Origin of the sequence: Pontibacter pamirensis, assembly GCF_010015475.1 — a bacterium.
In the GTDB taxonomy this organism is placed as follows: domain Bacteria; phylum Bacteroidota; class Bacteroidia; order Cytophagales; family Hymenobacteraceae; genus Pontibacter; species Pontibacter pamirensis.
Genome location: NZ_SSNI01000046.1, coordinates 25071 through 44867 on the forward strand (window position 1 = coordinate 25071; position 19797 = coordinate 44867).

A 19797-nucleotide genomic window follows, 5' to 3' on the forward strand; every position below is an offset into this window, starting at 1 on the left:
ATGGCTGTTAAGGGATATCCATGTATTTATGCGTCTGTAGCGAAACACGCCATTTCGGATTCACCTTGACGTACTCTACTATCAGCGGCATAATGTCGTTGGCCTTGCTCCACTCCGGCTGCAGGTACAATTTGCAGTGTTCCCCTACCAGTGCGGCGTGTTCCTCGGCCCATTTAAAGTCGCTTCTGTTAAAGATAATAACTTTTAGCTCATTTGCAAAAGGATACACTGTTGCATCTGGGGCTTTAAACTTTTTAGGTGAAAGGCACACCCAGTCCCAGGTTCCGCTAACAGGGTAAGCCCCGGAAGTTTCAATAAGCGTTTGGATGCCACGCGCCTGCAACTGTTCTGTTAAAGGCTGCATGTTATAGAGCAAAGGCTCCCCACCCGTTATCACCACGGCCTTACCAGGAAAGGCATCTGCCATGTTCACAATCTCTTCTGTCTTTGTAAGCGGGTGCTCCGCTGCATCCCAGGACTCCTTTACATCGCACCAGTGGCAGCCGACATCGCAGCCCCCTAAACGAACAAAATAAGCGGCAGTACCAGAGTTGGCACCCTCGCCCTGTATGGTATAAAAAGCCTCCATCAAAGGAAGTTCACTGCCATCTTTCGGCACCGTATGTATGGAGGCTGTTTTGTATGCTTTTGTTATTGATTCCAATCTTATACTGCTGCGGCACCGCCCTTTATGGGTATGCCTTGTTGTGTAACCGGATTAATTCTGCTGCATCTACTCAAAATCACGCAGAACCTGCAATTTAGCTAAAAAAGAAACAAGCACAGCAGCGCCTTCCGTTCCATATCAATGCTATACCGGCAGTTTCTGCGGCGTATTTTATGCAGCTGACAATAAAAGTTTAAAAAAATTAGCATTTGTCTAAAAGAGGCACTACTTTGGAGCATCATAAGCAATGAAACAGGCAAATAAAATATCACTTCCTTCACTATCCTTTCTTAAGGACGAGCTTGCCGTGGCCATTACTTTCTCTTCTATTATCGCTACAATTATTACAACCCCTTTTGGGGTTTTGCATCACATATCGTCCCGTTCATAAGTACCGCTTTAACAGTGGTATTGGCCTGCTGTCAGGCAATTTCTCCTTTTTTGCAATTAATTATCCTTTTATATGTTGGTTTTAAAATTTGGCGGCACCTCGGTGGCAAATGCGCAGGCTATACTACAAATAGCCGCGGTATTAAAAGAAAAAACATACCCGAAAAATATGATGGTGGTTGTATCGGCCATGTCCGGAGTAACAGACATGCTGGTATCCTGTTATCAAAAAGCCGCTCAGCACGATGCATCCTACCATGAGGTTATTCAGCAACTGGAGACGAAGCACATGGAGGCGATTGAGCAGCTGATACCGCACAGCTATCAGATTGATGTAAAGGGAAAAGTGAAGCTCCTTCTCCGGGAACTTGAGGATATTTGCCAGGGGGTATTTCTGCTGGATGAGTTGAGCGACGGCATCAAAGCAAGAATTATGTCTTATGGTGAGTTGCTTTCCTCTTCTGTTGTGTCTGTTGCTTTTAACCACCAGGATTTGCCAAACACCCTGATTGATTCACGCGATTACATTGTGACAGATAATAATTACCTAAACGCAAAAGTAGATCAGAAAAAAACGTTCGCTCTCATAAAAGAGCGTATGGCTGATGCTGCTTTAACGATAGCGCCCGGGTTTATCTCACGCACAGAAACAGGCAAAACTTCCGTGTTAGGCCGTGGGGGCTCTGATTACACTGCCTCCATTTATGCGGCAGCACTAAATGCCGAAAGGCTGGAAATATGGTCTGATGTGGATGGGATGTACACCGCAGATCCCCGAAAAGTGAAGGCGGCTAGCTCAATAAAAGAGCTGAGTTATAAAGAGGCGATGGAACTGGCTTACTTTGGAGCCAAAGTGCTTTATCCGCCTACTATAGCGCCACTGGTAGCCGCTCAGATCCCCCTGGTACTCAAGAACACATTCAACCCATCACATAAAGGAACATGGATTACAGCCTCTCCTGCTGCTGGGCAGAACAGCATCAAAGGGGTTTCCTGTATCGATAATATTGCGCTCATCACCTTAAGTGGCAGTGGTATGGTAGGTGTGCCAGGCATTGCGATGCGTATGTTTAAGGCAGTAGCCACGCAGAATATTAACATTTACTTTATCACACAGTCGTCATCAGAGCAAAGTATTACCATTGCCATGGCCGACCAGGAAGGCCAGCTGGCGCTGCAGGCTTTAACTAAGGAATTTTCGCAAGACATTGAAGTACACGATGTAGACCCGGTTAGCTTAGAGCCACACATGAGCATTGTGGCCATTGTCGGGAACGGTATGATACAGCAGCCGGGTATTGCCGGCACAATGTTCTCCATCCTGGGCAGCCACAGCATTAATATCAGAGCTATTGCACAGGGGGCTACAGAACGCAACATTTCTATCGTAGTTAGCGGCGAAGATTCCGTAAAAGCCGTGAACCTGCTGCATGACAGCTTTTTTTTAGCTAAAACAGAGAAACAAGCCGAAGCACTGGCTTAAGGAAATCTTTAACTATGAATGAGTCAGATTATATAAAGGTCTTTGCACCAGCTACGGTAGCCAATGTTTGCTGCGGATTTGATGTGCTGGGCTTTGCCCTTGACCAACCCGGTGATGAAGTGTGGGCCCGCAAATCAGATACACCCGGCATTACTATTACCGCCATCGAAGGCATCAGCGGTCTTTCGTTTAACCCGGAGGAAAACGTAATCGGCGTGGTGGCACAAAAAATAGCGACTGCCTTGGATGTGCCGTTTGGTATTGAGCTTCAGCTACGCAAAGGCATGCCGGTGGGCAGCGGCCTCGGCAGCAGTGCCGCCAGTTCGGCAGCAGCGGCTTATGCCGTCAACGAATTACTGGGTAAACCTTTTACAACAGAAGAGCTTGTTGTCTTTGCTATGGAAGGGGAACGCATCGCCTCCGGTTCTGCCCATGCCGATAATGTGGCGCCTTCTTTACTGGGGGGCTTTGTGTTGGTAAGAAGTTATGACCCGCTGGATATTGTACCACTGGGCGTGCCGGTAGAACTTTACTGCACCTGCGTACATCCACTGGTAGAGCTAAAGACCTCTCTTGCCAGAAGCATCCTCAAAAAGGAAGTCCCGATGCAAAAAGCCATACGGCAGTGGGGGAACCTCGCTGCTCTAATGGCTGGCCTACTCAAAGGGGATTATAGCCTGATTAGCCGCAGCCTGCACGACGAAATTTTTGAGCCGGAGCGTGCCTTCCTGATACCGCTTTTCAAACAGGCAAAGCAGGCTGCCCTGGAGGCCGGGGCCTTAGGAGCAGGTATCTCCGGATCCGGTCCTTCTATTTTTGCCTTGTCGGCCACGGAAGAACGAGCCCAGGAGGTAGAAAAAGCCATTGAGCAAGTGTATGCTTCCAGCGGCATCGAATTAAACACTTATGTCACACGAGTGCCGGATAAAGGCGCACGGGTCATACAGCAACCATCCTTACACGCACAAGCATGAAATTCTATAGCACCAACCGCTCATCCCCTAGCATGAGTTTCAAAGAGGCAGTTATCAAAGGCCTGCCTCAGGACAAAGGCCTTTTTTTCCCGGAACAAGTTCCGGTTTTACCTCTCTCCTTTTTTGAAGCCTTGCCTAACATGGCCCTGCCTGAAATTGCATATGAGGTATTAAAAGACTTTACAGCCCCTGATATTAAACCGGAGGACCTTCGTGCTATTTGTGAGGAAGTATTCACCTTTCCCATACCATTGGTACAGGTGGAAAATGGAATATATGCCCTGGAACTATTTCATGGGCCTACCTGTGCCTTCAAAGATGTGGGGGCACGTTTTATGTCGCGCTGTCTGCAGGCTTTTGCTGAACCGGACAAGCCAGTAACGGTGCTTGTAGCCACCTCAGGCGACACGGGAAGTGCCGTGGCCAACGGTTTTCTGGGTGTAGCCAACATTGAGGTGGTGATTCTGTATCCAAAAGGAGGCGTAAGTGAGATACAGGAAATGCAGTTCACGACGTTGGGGCAAAACATTACAGCCGTTGCCGTGGAAGGCACTTTTGATGATTGTCAGCAGCTGGTGAAGCAGGCTTTCTCGGATGAAGAATTGTCGAGGGAAATGAATCTGTCTTCTGCCAACTCCATCAATGTGGCCCGCTGGTTGCCACAGATGGTATACTACTTCCATGCATGGGGCCTGTGGCGCAAGCAGAACCCGGACAAAGACCCTGCCGGTGCCACTTTCGCGGTGCCAAGCGGCAACTTCGGCAACCTGGCAGCGGGTGTTATTGCGCGACAAATGGGCCTGCCTGTACGCCATTTCATAGCCGCCACTAACAGAAACAAAGTAGTGCCTGCTTACCTGGAGTCAGGAGAATATACGCCGGCACCCTCGGTAGCTACCATTGCCAACGCCATGGATGTGGGCAGCCCGAACAACTTCCCGCGCATACAAGAGATGTTCGGCAATAACTATGAGGAACTGAAGCAGGTGCTGAAAGGCTACTGGACAGAGGATGCCCCTATCCGGACGGCCATACAGGAAGTGAAGCAAAAGCACAATTACCTCCTGGACCCGCACGGAGCTATTGCTTACCTGAGCCTGAAAGAGTACCTCCCGGCATTGGGAAGGGATGGTATCTTTTTGGAAACAGCCCATCCGGCAAAGTTCAAAGGAAGCATAGATGATATTCTGGACGCTGACATTGCGCTGCCAGAACAACTACAGGTTTTCCTGAACAAGCCGAAGCAGTCAGGCAGTATCGGGAACAGCTACAGCCAGTTCGCCGCGCTGCTTCAGGAACAGCACAAGCTACAGTCGCAGTCGTAATTAGAAATAATTTGCCTCTTGCCTGAGGTATAAGTGCTTTAGACCATAGACCCACCCCTGCCCCTCCGAGGAGGGGAATTTTTCTTCATTGCGTAATTCCCCTCCTCGGAGGGGCAGGGGTGGGTTTTATACATATGTGGTTTAGCCGCTTAAAAAAAGCCGCCTCAGACAAACATTAAATCAAAAAAAAGAAAAGCCGCATTTTTCATAGCAGAAATGCTCTAACCATACCACCAAAGCCATGAAAGTCCTGAAATTCGGGGGAACAACTGTTGGATCTGTTTCAAATATACTCACTTTATTAGAAACACTCGCAGAAGAATCAAAGAAAGAAAAACCGGTTGTCGTTTTGTCTGCCATGAGCGGCGTAACGGATGCGCTGGCAAGTCTTGCAGATGCAGCAGCAGCAGGGCTTCATTATGCAGACCAAATCAGTGAACTGGAGCACCGCCATACTGCAGTAGCAAAAGAATTGCTCATCGGCCAGCAACTTGAGGAGATTGTTTTAGCACAGCTAGACGTTTATTTTGATGAGTTAAGGCGCCTGCTACAGCATATACAAAGCCTGCGCGAAGTAACCCCTAAAACCCGTGACCTGGTGCTTTCCTATGGTGAGCGCTGTGCCACCTACCTTGTCAGTAAAGTTGCGGAGCTTCATTTTTCGGAAGCTTTGTTTGTAGATGCCTCTACACTCATTAAAACCGACAGCAGCTTTGGACATGCCCGGGTAAATACCGAATTAACAAGTCAGTTAATCCGTACTTACTATCAGGAGAATAAGCAACATTTACTCTTCGTGACAGGTTTTATAGCAAGCGATGACCATGGGCAACTAACAACGCTTGGCCGCGGCGGTAGCGACTATACTGCCGCGCTTCTAGGTTCTGCCCTCAACTGTTCTGAAATCCAGATATGGACCGATGTGAACGGCATGATGACAGCCGACCCTAAAATGGTGAAGAAAGCTATTCCGTTGACAGAGCTGTCGTATACAGAAGCCATGGAGCTTTCCTACTTTGGTGCAAGGGTTATATATCCCCCTTCCATGACGCCTGCATTTCTGAAAAAGATTCCGATTGTCATCCGCAATATTACCAATCCTGCTTTCCTAGGAACAGTGATCCAGCATGACACGCTAAAGTCTTCTTCCAACATAAAAGGCATCTCCTCCGTCAACGACACCAGCATCATTAACCTGCAGGGAAGCGGCATGGTAGGCAAAGCAGGCTATAGCGGAAGGTTGTTCTCTTTACTGTCGCGGGAGCAGATCAATGTCATCCTTATCACACAGGCCTCTTCAGAGCATAGTATCACCTTTGCTGTTAACCCAGCCGACGCTGTGAAAGCCAAGCAACTCATTGAGCAGGAGTTTGAACTGGAACTTCAGGCAGAAAAATTGGAAGCACCCACTATTGAGCAGGACCTGTCGGTATTGGCAATAGTTGGCGAAAACATGAAAGAGACCCCCGGTATTTCCGGTAAGTTGTTTCATGCCCTCGGCCGGAACGGTATCAATGTGCGGGCCATCGCACAAGGCTCCTCCGAGTATAACATTTCCGTAATTATTTTAAAAGAAGAACTCAGGAAAGCGCTAAACACTGTGCACGATGCCTTCTTTACAGAGTTGAAGAAAACGTTGCACGTCTTCTGCCTGGGCACGGGCAACATCAGCACAACGCTTATCCGGCAGCTGCAGGAACACCATACTTACCTGCAGCAGCATAATGGCATTCAGGTAAAACTGATGGGTATAAGCAACTCCCGCAAAATGGTTTTTGACGCGGATGGCATTCCGCTGGAGAGTTGGCAGCAGGTGCTGGAAACAAACGGAGAACCGGCCGACCTACAGGAGTTTGTGAACCGCATGCAGCAGATGAACCTGCAGAACTGTGTACTCGCTGACAACACGGCAAGTCCAGCTCCTATTAGTTTTTATGAAGAGGTGTTCCGTTCCAACATCTCTATTGTTACCTGCAACAAAATAGGAAACTCCTCTGAATATCAGCAATATAAGAGCTTTAAAGACACGGCCTTGCTGCATGGCGTTGACTTCTATTACGAAACAAACGTGGGAGCAGGACTGCCGATTGTCAGGACACTGAAAGATTTGATGTTGAGTGGCGATAGGGTGTTGCGCATTGAGGCAATTCTGTCCGGAACTATCTCCTTTATCTTCAACAACTTTAAAGGTAATGCCTCTTTCCATGATGTGGTGAAGTTGGCACAGGAAAAGGGCTTTACAGAACCGGACCCGCGGGACGACTTAAGCGGCCTAGACTTTATGAGGAAGATGCTGATTCTGGCCCGTGATGCCGGTTATCCTTTAGAGGCCAGCGATGTACAGATAGAAAACATACTGCCTCCCTCCTGCCTGAAGGCAGCTAACGTGCCGGAGTTTTATACAGAACTACAAGCTGCAGAGGCTTACTTTGTGGAGATGAAGGAGAAAGCAGCGAAAAGCGGCAAGGCGCTGCGCTACATCGGCTCGCTCGAAAACGGACAGGTGAAAATTTCGCTCCAGATGGTAGACGAGAGTCATCCTTTCTACACCCTCTCTGGCAGCGATAATATCATCTCCTTTACCACCGACCGCTACAAAGAACGCCCGATGGTAGTGAAAGGCCCAGGTGCCGGAGCCGAGGTAACCGCAGCAGGTGTGTTTGCAGACATTGTAAATGTGGGTAGTCATTAACATCTCATTCTATGTTATAATCAGAAAGGGGTATGATAGTGACCATACCCCTTTCTGATTATAACATAGAATGAGATGTACTACTTTATATGAGCAGTGTCCCAGCGGGATGACCTGTTAAAAGTTAAGCGTACACCTCTTTCTTAGCGGCTTTCAGCGTGTTCTTCAGTAGCATCGCAATCGTAAGGGGGCCTACTCCACCGGGTACAGGAGTGATGAAGCTGCTCTTTGGTGCCACCTCATCAAAGTTCACATCGCCTTTCAGCCTGAAGCCGGATTTCCGAGAGGCATCTGGCACACGTGTAGTGCCTACATCTATCACCACCACACCCTCTTTCACCATATCGGCAGTTACAAATTCAGGCTTGCCAATGGCAGCAATAATGATGTCTGCCTGGCGGGTAAAGGAGGGTAGATCTTTCGTGCGGCTATGGCAGATCGTAACGGTGCAGTTGCCCGGATAAGCACTTTTTGCCATCAGGATGCTCATCGGTGAACCAACAATGTTGCTGCGGCCAATCACCACGCAGTGCTTGCCACTGGTTTCGATTTCGTAGCGCTCCAGCAACTGCAGGATACCTGCCGGTGTGGCAGGCAGGTAAGCAGGAAGGCCAGCCACCATGCGGCCGACATTAATCGGATGGAAACCGTCTACATCTTTAACAGGGTCTATTGCCTCTAGCACCTTCTCCGCATCAATATGCTTTGGGAGTGGCAGCTGTACAATGAAGCCATCAATCTCCTCATCCAGGTTCAGCTCTTTTATCTTCAGCAGCAACTCCTCTTCAGACAAAGTGTCCTCATAATGGAACAGCGAAGACTCGAAGCCTACGCGCTCGCAGGCCAGCACTTTGTTATTGACATAGGTAACGGAACCTCCATCGTTTCCGACAAGTATGGCCGCCAGGTGTGGTGTTTTACCTCCCTTGGCTTTAAGCTCCTTCACTTCAGCAGCTATTTCGTTTTGTATCGTTTCTGATGTTTTTTTACCGTCGAGCAGGGTCATTTTTAGTTTGGGAGTTAAATATCATTTGATAAATTAATTGTAGAGCTGCGGTGCCCAAGTATTTTGCATGGACAATACTAAACCACAAGCCCCGGCACAACTAAGTATGCCGGGGCTTGTGGTTTAGTATTGTATCAATCCAGTTTCAGTACGGCCAGGAAAGCCTCCTGCGGAATTTCCACGTTGCCTACCTGGCGCATGCGCTTCTTGCCTTTCTTCTGTTTTTCGAGGAGTTTACGCTTACGCGAAATGTCACCGCCATAGCACTTGGCCAGTACGTTTTTACGCAGGGCCTTCACCGTTTCACGGGCAATGATCTTCTGCCCTATTGCCGCCTGTATGGCTATTTCGAACATTTGGCGCGGAAGCAGCTCACGCAGCTTCTCACAGAGGCGCTTGCCCCAGTCGTAGGCTTTGTCGCGGTGCACGATGGCACTCAGGGCATCGACCTTCTCTCCGTTCAGCATCACATCCAGCTTCACCATATTGGAGGTCCGGAAGCCGATCAGTTCGTAGTCGAGGGAGGCGTAGCCGCGAGAGATAGTTTTGAGTTTGTCGAAGAAGTCAAAAACGATTTCAGCAAGCGGCATTTCAAAGGTTAGTTCTACACGGTCGCTGGTCAGGTAAGTTTGGTTCTTTAGGATACCGCGCTTGTCCATGCAAAGGGTGATGATCGGGCCAACATATTCTGACTTGGAGATAATTTGCGCTTTGATGAACGGCTCCTCAATATGGTCGATGTAGTTTGGCTCCGGCATCTCGGAAGGTGCATTCACCTTCACCATATCTTCTTTGGTGGTATAGGCATGGAACTGCACCGACGGTACGGTAGTAATCACCGTCATGTCGAACTCACGCTCCAGGCGCTCCTGCACAATCTCCATGTGCAGCATACCCAGGAAACCGCAACGGAAACCGAACCCAAGGGCGGCTGAAGTCTCCGGCTCCCAGACCAGGGAGGCATCATTCAGCTGCAGTTTCTCCATCGAGTTACGCAGTTCTTCGTACTCGCTTGTCTCCACCGGATATATACCGGCAAATACCATCGGCTTCACATCCTCGAAGCCCTGTATGCCTTTACCCGGGCGTTCTACGTGCGTGATGGTATCTCCTACTTTCACCTCTTTGGCATTTTTTATACCGGAGATAAGGTAGCCTACATTACCGGCCCCCATTACTTGCCGTGCCTCCTGGTTCAGCTTCAGCACGCCAATCTCATCTGCTTCGTAGGTTTTGCCTGTGTTAATGAATTTTACCTTCTCGCCTTTCTTCAGCGTGCCGTTGAATATCCGGAAATAAACCTCGATGCCCCTGTAAGAGTTGAAAACAGAGTCAAAAATTAAGGCCTGAAGCGGCGCCTCCGGGTCTCCTTTCGGAGCCGGTATTCTGTCGCAGATGGCGGCTAGAATTTCTGCAATACCGATACCCGCTTTACCTGAGGCCAGAATAATATCTTCTCTGTCGCAGCCTATCAGTTCAATAACCTGGTCCGACACCTCCTCCGGCATAGCGTGTGGCAGGTCAATTTTATTCAGAACAGGTATAATCTCTAAGTCATTGCCAATAGCCAGGTAGAGGTTAGAAATAGTCTGCGCCTCTATACCCTGCGAGGCATCCACAATCAGTAACGCACCTTCGCAAGCTGCGATAGAGCGGGAAACCTCATAAGAAAAGTCAACGTGCCCTGGCGTATCAATAAGGTTGAGCACATAGTCTTCTCCCTTATAAGGGAAATTCATCTGGATGGCGTGGCTCTTGATGGTGATACCACGCTCACGCTCCAGGTCCATGTTATCTAATAGCTGGTGTTGCATTTCACGCTCCGCTACCGTTTGGGTATACTCCAGTAAACGGTCGGCCAGGGTACTCTTACCGTGGTCGATGTGGGCGATGATGCAGAAATTTCGGATGTTCTTCATAAATATCTATACGAATAACAAAGTTACGAATATTCCTGTCAAAATTGAATTTTATGACTCCAGAGACAAAAATCAGGCTTTTTCATGTTTAAAAAACAAAGCCTGCGCTTGGTTATTCTGAAATAGTTCGTAATTTTTAATGTTAAAACAATATCCTTTCCAGGATTTTTCAGTACAATAACGTTATCCCCTAATTTTGCACAATGCTTGAGCAACAGACTCCCAACGTTTTTAAACAACAGCTTCACGATTTAGAGACTGAACTCTCTGTTCTACGAGAGAAAGTCGCTTTTCTGGAAAGAATTGTACACGAAGTTCCTGCCAGCATCTATATTTCTAACCTGGAAAAGGGAGTCGTCTGGTGCAACAAGACAAATGAAGAAACGCTCGGCTATACACTAGATGAAATTCTGGAGATGGGCGGATGGGAGTATCTCTATAAGATTGTTCATCCGGATGACCACAATGTACCGGATGACAGTGTAGATCACTACCAACATTTCGACGGCGCTGAGTTTGGCGGTATTTTCAGAGCAAAACACAAGGATGCGAAGGATTATAAATGGTTTATGGGTTGGGCAAAGGCTTACGGGAAAGATAAAGATGGCCGGGTAAAAGATCTGCTATGTGTGGATGTGGACTTAAGTCCGCAGATGAACACAGACAAACAATTGGCCGCGGCTCTGAAAGAAAACCTGAAACTCAAGCACAAACTCCTTATAAAAAGCCTTCGGCAGCGAGAACTTGAGGTACTGACTTTAGTGTGTAAGGGCCTCAGCACAAAAGAAATTGCTGAAAAGCTATTTATCAGTATCAATACTGTCAGCACCCACCGAAAAAACATACAGCACAAGCTTGGCACCAACAATGTTGCCGACTTGGTATCTTTAGCAAAAGAAGCAGGCTTAGGGTAAGAAACCTTATATATAGCGATTTGTATTGCTGGTTAGCATCCTCCATAAATTAAAGCACCGGTACGACTAACAGGATGCTTTAATTATTCGAGCCAATTATTATCCCTCGTTAGCTGGAATTTATTGCAGTTGCCTTCATTAGCTGCAATTGCGCATATACTTGTACCTGTGCAAGCCTTTTGTTCCCAGCGGGACTATTGCACAGAACCTGGCTTGTCAATTCCCAGCCTGGTATAGGAGCATTGTCCAAAGCAGCAAACAATATTCAGTAGAACCGTATTTAAGGCTGATACTATTAAGTAAAGCCTTCCTGTGGGCAAGTATCAACAAAGGAAGCTTCCTTTACAGTAAGTGAGTGCCTCCTTTATACAGCTTTATACAGCGGTTTACAGAGGGCACTTCACCATCTGTTTTGGGATATATTGCCTATATTTGCATCAAATTTGAAAGAATTTTGTTAAACATACTATGCAAGTTACTACAGTAGAACCATATAAGCCTGTTAACCATGTACGTGTGGTAACAGCCGCTTCCCTATTCGACGGCCACGATGCATCTATTAATATAATGCGACGCATCATTCAGGCTTCGGGAGCTGAGGTGATTCACCTGGGACACAACCGCTCGGTGCAGGAGATTGTGGACTGTGCTATTCAGGAAGATGCACAGGCCATTGCCATTACCTCCTACCAGGGCGGCCACATCGAGTACTTTAAATATATGTATGATCTGCTGCAGGAGCGCGGCAGCGGCCATATTCGTTTATTCGGTGGCGGCGGCGGTGTTATTCTTCCTGACGAGATAGAGGAATTACAGGCATATGGCATCACCCGCATCTATTCTCCAGACGATGGCCGTTCGATGGGCTTGCAAGGTATGATCAACGATATGCTGCAGCAATGCGACTTCCCGACTGGCAAAGACCTGAACGGAGAAGTGAAGCACCTGCGCGACCAAGACCCGAAAGCAATTGCAAGGCTTATCTCTGCCGCAGAAAACTTTCCGGAGGAGGCGCAAAGCATCCTGAAAGAAGTGAAGGAGCAGGCCAAAACTGTCACTACGCCTGTCTTAGGTATTACAGGTACCGGCGGTGCGGGTAAATCATCGCTGGTGGATGAACTGGTCCGGCGTTTCCTGCAGGACTTCCCTGAAAAGAAAATAGCGATTATCTCGGTTGACCCCTCCAAGCGGAAGACAGGAGGCGCTCTTTTAGGTGACAGAATCAGGATGAACTCCATCTCCAATGATAGAGTGTACATGCGTTCGCTGGCCACCCGCCAGAGTAACCTTGCGTTGAGCAAGTATGTACAGGATGCCGTTGACATTGTAAAAGCAGCCGATTTCGACCTGATTATACTGGAGACATCCGGCATTGGCCAATCCGACACAGAGATTATAGAACACTCTGATACCAGTCTATATGTGATGACACCAGAATACGGCGCTGCCACACAGCTCGAGAAAATCGACATGCTGGACTTTGCCGACGTAATTGCACTGAATAAATTTGACAAGCGTGGTGCTTTGGATGCCTTGCGCGATGTGAAGAAGCAGTATAAGCGCAACCACCAGCTTTGGGATGTGAGCGACGATGATATTCCGGTATTCGGCACCATCGCCTCGCAGTTTAACGATCCGGGCATGAACCAGCTATACCGGGCGCTTATTGCCAAAGTTGTGGAGAAAACCGGTGTAGAGTTGAATTCCAATCTCCAGACTTCAAAGGAAATGTCGGAGAAGGTGTTCATCATCCCTCCTGCCCGCACCCGTTACCTTTCTGAGATCTCTGAGACAATCCGAAACTACGACAAATGGAGCAAAGATCAGGCAGAGGTAGCCCAGAAACTGTTCGGCATCCGCAAATCTATTGAAGCGGTACAGGGTATAGAGGTAGAAGACAAAGACCGCCTTATAAAGCAACTGGAGCAGGCTTATGAAGAGATAGAACTCAACCTAGACGGACAGAACAAGAAGATTCTGGAAAACTGGAAAGAGAAAGTGCAGGCTTATAAAAACGAGTTCTTTGTTTTTAAGGTGCGCGACAAGGAACTCAAGATAAAGACACATACCGAGTCACTCTCTCAACTGCAGATACCGAAAGTAGTCACGCCGAAGTATGAAGCCTGGGGTGATTTGCTGAAGTGGAACCTGCAGGAGAACGTGCCAGGAGAATTTCCATACACAGCAGGCGTGTTCCCGTTTAAGCGCGAAGGCGAAGATCCTACGCGTATGTTTGCCGGAGAAGGCGGACCAGAGCGAACGAACCGCCGCTTCCACTATGTCAGCCTGGGCTTACCGGCCAAGCGCTTATCAACCGCTTTTGACTCGGTAACGCTATACGGCGAGGACCCGGATTATAGACCAGATATTTATGGCAAGATCGGTAACTCCGGCGTAAGCATTTGCTGCCTAGATGATGCCAAAAAATTATACTCTGGCTTTAACCTGGCGGATGCGATGACCTCAGTGTCCATGACCATCAATGGCCCGGCTGCTATTCTGACAGGCTTTTATATGAATGCCGCTATTGACCAGCAGTGTGAACTCTATATCAAAGAGAATGGACTGGAAGAGGAGGTGAACCAGAAGATAGAAGCCATTTTCAAAAAGAAAGACACGGATCGTCCGAGTTACCAAGGCAAGCTACCAGAAGGCAACAACGGCCTTGGATTGATGCTATTGGGCGTAACAGGCGACCAGGTATTGCCAGCGGATGTATACCAGCAAATCAAGGAGCGCACACTGGCTTCTGTGCGCGGCACGGTGCAGGCGGATATCCTGAAAGAAGACCAGGCACAGAACACCTGTATCTTTTCTACAGAATTTTCGCTTCGTTTGATGGGTGACGTGCAGCAGTACTTCATCGACAAGAGCGTGCGCAACTTCTACTCGGTTTCTATATCAGGTTATCATATTGCCGAGGCAGGCGCTAACCCTATTTCGCAGCTGGCCTTTACGCTGGCGAATGGCTTTACCTTTGTAGAGTACTACGTGAGTCGCGGCATGGATATCAATAAGTTCGCACCAAACCTGAGCTTCTTCTTCTCTAACGGAATCGACCCAGAGTATGCAGTGATAGGCCGCGTAGCGCGCCGCATCTGGGCCAAAGCTATGAAGATGAAGTATGGCGCCAATGCCCGTTCGCAAATGTTGAAATACCACATCCAGACCTCGGGCCGTTCGCTGCACGCACAGGAAATTGACTTCAACGATATTCGCACAACGCTGCAGGCACTGTATGCAATTTACGACAACTGTAACTCGCTGCACACAAATGCTTACGACGAGGCAATTACAACACCTACAGAGGCCTCTGTTCGCCGTGCCATGGCAATACAGCTGATTATCAACCGGGAGTTAGGACTGGCTAAAAATGAGAACCCATTACAAGGCTCTTTCATCATTGAAGAACTGACTGATTTGGTGGAAGAAGCAGTATTAACTGAGTTCGACCGAATTACGGAGCGTGGCGGTGTGCTGGGCGCGATGGAGACGATGTACCAGCGCGGTAAAATTCAGGAAGAAAGTCTGTATTACGAAACTCTGAAGCATACGGGCGAGTACCCGATAATCGGTGTTAATACGTTTCTTTCTTCACAGGGCTCCCCTACTGTTATACCGACTGAGGTAATACGGGCCACTGAAGAAGAGAAGAAATACCAGATAAGTATGGTACACAGGCTTCAGGAGCGCAATGCTGATAAATCAGCTGAGACGCTGAAGCGAATTCAGCAGGTGGCTATAGATAACGGAAACATATTTGAAGAAATGATGGAAACAGTGAAATACTGTTCGCTTGGCCAGATAACAAATGCCCTTTTTGAGGTAGGTGGCCAGTACCGCAGAAACATGTAACACCCAAAACAGAACACACGCTTGCCTCACAGGTATAAAGTAAAAAAGCAGAGCCGGAAAGATTCCTTTCCGGCTCTGCTTTTTTATAGCGGTTACTGATTAACAAAACATAACATCGGTTTCTTCTGCAGAACCGTAAGTTAAATTTTAGCTTTTATCAACACATTCCTATGGCACAATTTAAATTAGTTTCACCTCTGCTTCTGTTTGGCACAACATTCCTTCTTCTGGGTACAGCGGCATGTATGTTCATATCCAGCTGCTTTCAGTATACAGCGTTCAATATTGATATGTCTGATGAAGATGGGAGCGAGTACAACTAAGCCTCAAAAAGAGAATTAACACCTTCAAATGCCACACTATTTGCGCTCATATTAACCCCATGTTAACTGGTGAGTGGGTAATCACAAAATATTTACGAATTCATAACATAAGATCAGAACTTAACGATATACTGATACGTTAATATGGAAAACCTCCCTTTCTCACCTGTTATATGCTCACATCATGAAAAGAATTACCACACTATCCTCGCTCTTCCTTATAGGAACTACTGTCAGCCTGCTCATGAAAAAATGGTTGCTGCCATCCAAACTTCGCTTAGATACTTCTGAGGAAGATTATCACTTATACCTCTAGCGAACCTTTTTTTACACCAAATAAAGTGGCTCTCTCTTCTGGAAGAAAGGGTCACTTTTTATTTTATGGCCTGCCTCCAGAGACTAATCCTATACTATAAGAACAGAGACGAGGGCTCGGCAGATTCTTTCATTTCACTTCAAAATGCATAGCTTTGTAACATTGCCGCTGCCAAGTGGTATATATAATTTTAAAAGCACACCGCGTGCAAAACAACATACTATGAATTTAAAGGAAAAAATAAGCTACATTATTGGCCGCGACATGGCGACTAACCTGAAAAAGCAAGGCATCGACATTGAATCAGATCCTTTTGTAACAGGAATGAAAGAAGTGCTGGAAGGCAAACCTTCCACCTTGTCTCAGGATGAAGTGCAGCAGGCGATGATTGCGCTGCAGCAGGAGATGGCGCAAAAGCAAAATTCTGCCGGTTCTGATAATAAGCAGGCTGGCGAGGCCTTTTTAGCTGAAAATAAAAACAAAGAAGGAGTAAAGACGCTGCCAAGCGGATTGCAGTACCAGGTGCTGCAGGAGGGTTCAGGTAAATCACCATCTGCTACCGACACTGTTACAACACATTACCACGGCACACTCATCGACGGCACTGTCTTTGACTCCAGCTATGAACGTAACGAGCCTGCTACTTTTCCGGTAAACGGTGTGATAGCCGGCTGGACAGAAGCACTGCAAATGATGAAAGAAGGCTCTAAGTGGAGACTTTTTATTCCTGCTAACCTTGCTTATGGTGCACAGGGCGCCGGAGGTACAATTGGGCCAAATTCAACCCTGGTATTTGATGTGGAGCTTCTTTCTGTTAAATAGAAATCAGCATATATAATTGTACAGTGCCCGGCTAGGTTTGATCTTAGCCGGGCACTTTGTTTTTAGAAAAGCTTCATTCAAAATTTGTACTAGAAAGGTGCATCGTGTTCAGCCAACGGTAGGCCTCCTCCCGGTATAGCGCATGGTGTATGATCAGAAAGTTGTTCTCATCCATCAGTTCATCACCATTCATCTCCCCCACCAGCCCACAGTAGAGCGTAACAGGTAAGACAATAGCTACAAAAACAGTTTCGCCTATCGTTCGAAGAATGTTGGGGAAAACAGTGGAAAACACCCAGCGCTGGTCGCTGCGTCTGATAGTACCCCGTTTATGGAAGTCCAGCAGCAACTTCTTTGGCTTGTGTATACGCACCTCCTCCATCAGAATATCGTAGCCTTTCCGGATTTCATCAGAACTGAGTTCACCCTCCCAGTTTACAACCAATACTTGGTTTACTTTATCAAATGACACCTTAATTAAACTAGAAGCAGCGCTACTTTCAGGATCTGCGAGCAGCTCTGTTGAAGTACTTAGGGTGACAATACTAGCGGATAACATTGATTTGGAAGATCTCATGTCAACAAACAATGTGGGAATCATAGGAAATAATACAGAACATTATTGCAACGCCGGACATAATGATATTGTTATAATTATTCTTTCAAAGATGCGATTATAAGCTCAATAAAACAAGTGAATTGAATATATATTTTATTTAATATTAGTATAGTTATCTTGCACCCTGACCAGCAGCATTAAAAAAAAACCAGCTTATGCTGCAATAGGCCGAAAAGAAAGCAAAGCGAACAAAACCGGCTGGGAACCGTTTTAAAATCAACACATGAACATCTAAAAAAAGAAAAAACTTGTATGGCAAACGAACCTAACGAAGGCAAAAAGTTCTTAGATAGTGTACACCAGTTTTTCGATCAGGCGGCAAGCTATTCGCGGCTTAGCCCCGGCATTCTGGCGCAAATAAAAGCTCCCAACAGCGTTTATAAAGTTTCCTTTCCTGTTGAAATTGAGGGCAAAATTGAAGTAATAGAAGGTATACGGGTGCAGCACAGCCACCACAAACTGCCGTCTAAAGGAGGTATCCGTTATAGCATGCAGGTAGACGAAGACGAGGTAAAGGCTTTGGCGACTCTTATGACTTTTAAGTGCGCTGTAGTGGATGTACCATTTGGCGGGGCCAAAGGTGGCGTGAAGATAAACCCTCGTACCAGTTCTGCCAAAACACTTGAAAGTGTTACCAGGCGCTATGCAACCGAGTTGATTAAGAAGAACCTGATAGGCCCGGGTATTGATGTACCGGCACCCGATTATGGTACGGGTAGCCGTGAGATGGCCTGGATCGCCGACACCTACCAAACCTTTAAGTACGGTGAAACCAGTGCCCTGGGCTGTGTGACAGGTAAGCCTGTAGGACAGGGAGGAATAAGAGGACGTGCTGAAGCAACAGGCCTTGGAGTTTACTACGGTATACGGGAGGCCTTGGGCGATTCAGAACTGCTGGAAGGTAAAGGCCTGAATGGTAACACCATGGAAGGTAAACGCATTATTGTGCAGGGTTTGGGTAACGTAGGGTACCATGCAGCTTATTTCTGCCAGCAGGATGGCGGTGTGATTGTGGGTATAGCAGAACGGGAGGGCGGTATTTACAATGAAAATGGAATTGATGTAAAAGAAGCATTTGCGCATAGAAGTGAGAACGGCTCTATTCTCAACTTTAAAGATTGCAAAAACATTACTGATTCTGCGGAGTTACTGGAAATGGAATGCGATATTCTGATTCCGGCAGCCCTTGAGAATGTGATTCACAGCGGCAATGCTGGTAGGGTAAAAGCTAAAATTGTGGCTGAAGGTGCCAACGGCCCGGTTACCCGCGAGGCAGAAGAGATACTGATTAAGAACGGTATTATTATTTTGCCGGATTTATATATCAATGCAGGTGGTGTAACGGTATCTTATTTTGAGTGGTTGAAGAACCTGTCTAATGTACGCTTTGGCCGTATGGGTAAGCGTGCCGAAGAAGCCAGCTACCTTCGTTTGGTAAATGCCATCGAAGCTTCATCAGGCAAGAGTATGACAGCAAAGGAGCGTGCGTTCCTGTCACAAGGCTCAGACGAAATCAGTTTAGTGCGCTCTGGTCTTGAAGACACCATGATCAACGCCTACCATGAGATTCGGGACGTGATGCAGCAAAAGAATATTCCGGATATGCGAACAGCGGCATTTCTGGCAGCTATCGAGAAAATCGGTGTAAGCTACGAATCACTGGGAATTTTCCCTTGATTTGATTTAGCTAAAGCCTCTTAAATATGTAAGGTCAGGATACAGTGGAAACAAACGCTAAGTCCTGGCCTTTTTCTATGCTCTCCAGCCAGTGCAGCGCCTCCTGCTGATCTGTAAAATAGTTAAAGTAAACGTATGGGTGTGGTGATAAGGCAGAAGGTATCTGGTAATTTGAAACGACGGCTTTGAAGTGCTCTTCAGAGAATATGACTGCAACGAAAAAGTCAGTTTTTAGCTTATTGAACGATTTCTGATAATATTCTTGGCTTAACCAGGACTCCTGCTCCCTGGTGAGGGAGCCAATCGAGGTTAGATCAGTACAATATAACCTCACCACCGGGTTATCTATAGAAAACTGTAAAACAGCACGATGTGCTTCAACAAACGAAGTATTGTCAGGTCTGTATAACCACTTAATAAACAAACAACTAACCTGGAATACGTATGAAATTTCAACACATGGCGTTTCAAATATCACCATTTTAATAGCACATTTTGGGTTAAAGATTCCGAAATCTACATAGTTATATTACAATATGCAAGCTTTTATATATATGTCATAACTTCAAATACAAAAATGTGCATCTCCTCCTAAAATTGTACTGTTTCTCTCGAATTTCGATCTTTTTGCTGGTTTACTCCTTTTAATTTATTGTCTGATTTGCTGCAATTTCAACTTCCTTACCTTAACACCATAGCCGTCAGGCTAAGGGTAAAGTATATCATTTGGCGATGGTTTTAGTAGCCCGTTTTTGTCTCTTCTTTTTTCTTTCCTGCCTATCCTGATTACCCTTCTGAGCACTTTCCAAAACCAC

13 protein-coding genes are annotated in these 19797 nt (G+C 46.9%); 8 read left to right on the plus strand and 5 right to left on the minus strand.

The window, feature by feature from the left end; genetic code table 11:
- Positions 1–7: 7 nt before the first annotated feature.
- A complete protein-coding gene (locus E1919_RS23530; protein ID WP_202915985.1) occupies positions 8–589 on the minus strand; it encodes a 7-carboxy-7-deazaguanine synthase QueE in 582 nt (193 codons plus the stop codon).
- Positions 590–1130: 541 nt separating this feature from the next.
- Between E1919_RS23530 and E1919_RS23535 the strand changes: the two genes are divergently transcribed.
- The 4 genes from E1919_RS23535 to thrA all read left to right on the plus strand — a co-directional run bounded on the left by E1919_RS23535 (position 1131) and on the right by thrA (position 7531).
- The gene (locus E1919_RS23535; RefSeq protein WP_162055859.1) at positions 1131–2540 is read left to right on the plus strand and encodes an aspartate kinase; all 1410 of its coding nucleotides are present in this window, start codon (positions 1131–1133) and stop codon (positions 2538–2540) included.
- A 14-nt stretch (positions 2541–2554) separates the two neighbouring features.
- A complete protein-coding gene (locus tag E1919_RS23540) occupies positions 2555–3514 on the plus strand; it encodes a homoserine kinase (protein ID WP_162055860.1) in 960 nt (319 codons plus the stop codon).
- Entirely contained in the window at positions 3511–4839 is a 1329-nt protein-coding gene (gene thrC / locus E1919_RS23545) for a threonine synthase (RefSeq protein ID WP_162055861.1), read from the plus strand. The genes E1919_RS23540 and thrC overlap by 4 nt, the downstream gene beginning before the upstream one ends.
- A gap of 241 nt (positions 4840–5080) precedes the next feature.
- Entirely contained in the window at positions 5081–7531 is a 2451-nt protein-coding gene (thrA, locus tag E1919_RS23550) for a bifunctional aspartate kinase/homoserine dehydrogenase I (protein WP_162055862.1), read from the plus strand.
- Positions 7532–7655: 124 nt separating this feature from the next.
- On the opposite strand, the gene folD is transcribed toward thrA, so the two are convergent.
- Together folD and lepA are read right to left on the minus strand one after the other, a co-directional pair.
- Positions 7656–8537, minus strand: a complete 882-nt coding sequence (folD, locus tag E1919_RS23555) for a bifunctional methylenetetrahydrofolate dehydrogenase/methenyltetrahydrofolate cyclohydrolase FolD (RefSeq protein ID WP_162055863.1) — start codon at positions 8535–8537, stop codon at positions 7656–7658.
- A 134-nt stretch (positions 8538–8671) separates the two neighbouring features.
- Positions 8672–10456: a translation elongation factor 4 gene (lepA, locus tag E1919_RS23560; RefSeq protein WP_115563855.1), complete on the minus strand. Its 1785-nt coding sequence runs from the start codon at positions 10454–10456 to the stop codon at positions 8672–8674.
- Between the two features lie 203 nt (positions 10457–10659).
- Here lepA and E1919_RS23565 point away from each other — a divergent pair, with 203 nt between their 5' ends.
- The 3 genes from E1919_RS23565 (at position 10660) to E1919_RS23575 (ending at position 16686) form a co-directional block, all read left to right on the plus strand.
- A complete protein-coding gene (locus E1919_RS23565) occupies positions 10660–11370 on the plus strand; it encodes a LuxR C-terminal-related transcriptional regulator (RefSeq protein WP_162055864.1) in 711 nt (236 codons plus the stop codon).
- A gap of 468 nt (positions 11371–11838) precedes the next feature.
- On the plus strand, positions 11839–15225 hold the full coding sequence (locus tag E1919_RS23570) for a methylmalonyl-CoA mutase family protein (RefSeq protein ID WP_162055865.1): 3387 nt from the start codon (positions 11839–11841) through the stop codon (positions 15223–15225).
- 861 nt (positions 15226–16086) lie between these two features.
- The gene (locus E1919_RS23575) at positions 16087–16686 is read left to right on the plus strand and encodes an FKBP-type peptidyl-prolyl cis-trans isomerase (protein ID WP_162055866.1); all 600 of its coding nucleotides are present in this window, start codon (positions 16087–16089) and stop codon (positions 16684–16686) included.
- A 73-nt stretch (positions 16687–16759) separates the two neighbouring features.
- On the opposite strand, the gene E1919_RS23580 is transcribed toward E1919_RS23575, so the two are convergent.
- On the minus strand, positions 16760–17158 hold the full coding sequence (locus E1919_RS23580) for a hypothetical protein (protein ID WP_162055867.1): 399 nt from the start codon (positions 17156–17158) through the stop codon (positions 16760–16762).
- Between the two features lie 399 nt (positions 17159–17557).
- Here E1919_RS23580 and E1919_RS23585 point away from each other — a divergent pair, with 399 nt between their 5' ends.
- Positions 17558–18982, plus strand: a complete 1425-nt coding sequence (locus tag E1919_RS23585) for a Glu/Leu/Phe/Val family dehydrogenase (protein ID WP_162055868.1) — start codon at positions 17558–17560, stop codon at positions 18980–18982.
- Between the two features lie 34 nt (positions 18983–19016).
- On the opposite strand, the gene E1919_RS23590 is transcribed toward E1919_RS23585, so the two are convergent.
- Positions 19017–19316 carry a hypothetical protein gene (locus E1919_RS23590; protein ID WP_162055869.1) on the minus strand — a complete coding sequence of 100 codons (300 nt, stop codon included), beginning with the start codon at positions 19314–19316 and terminating at the stop codon, positions 19017–19019.
- Positions 19317–19797: the final 481 nt, after the last annotated feature.

Bases quoted from the DNA above. Each gene is read 5' to 3' on its own strand.
- E1919_RS23575 (WP_162055866.1), top strand. From the start codon at position 16,087: ATGAATTTAAAGGAAAAAATAAGCTACATTATTGGCCGCGACATGGCG.
- thrA (WP_162055862.1), top strand. From the start codon at position 5,081: ATGAAAGTCCTGAAATTCGGGGGAACAACTGTTGGATCTGTTTCAAAT.
- E1919_RS23530 (WP_202915985.1), bottom strand. From the start codon at position 589: ATGGAGGCTTTTTATACCATACAGGGCGAGGGTGCCAACTCTGGTACT.
- E1919_RS23540 (WP_162055860.1), top strand. From the start codon at position 2,555: ATGAATGAGTCAGATTATATAAAGGTCTTTGCACCAGCTACGGTAGCC.
- folD (WP_162055863.1), bottom strand. From the start codon at position 8,537: ATGACCCTGCTCGACGGTAAAAAAACATCAGAAACGATACAAAACGAA.
- E1919_RS23585 (WP_162055868.1), top strand. From the start codon at position 17,558: ATGGCAAACGAACCTAACGAAGGCAAAAAGTTCTTAGATAGTGTACAC.
- E1919_RS23535 (WP_162055859.1), top strand. From the start codon at position 1,131: ATGTTGGTTTTAAAATTTGGCGGCACCTCGGTGGCAAATGCGCAGGCT.
- thrC (WP_162055861.1), top strand. From the start codon at position 3,511: ATGAAATTCTATAGCACCAACCGCTCATCCCCTAGCATGAGTTTCAAA.
- lepA (WP_115563855.1), bottom strand. From the start codon at position 10,456: ATGAAGAACATCCGAAATTTCTGCATCATCGCCCACATCGACCACGGT.
- E1919_RS23570 (WP_162055865.1), top strand. From the start codon at position 11,839: ATGCAAGTTACTACAGTAGAACCATATAAGCCTGTTAACCATGTACGT.
- E1919_RS23565 (WP_162055864.1), top strand. From the start codon at position 10,660: ATGCTTGAGCAACAGACTCCCAACGTTTTTAAACAACAGCTTCACGAT.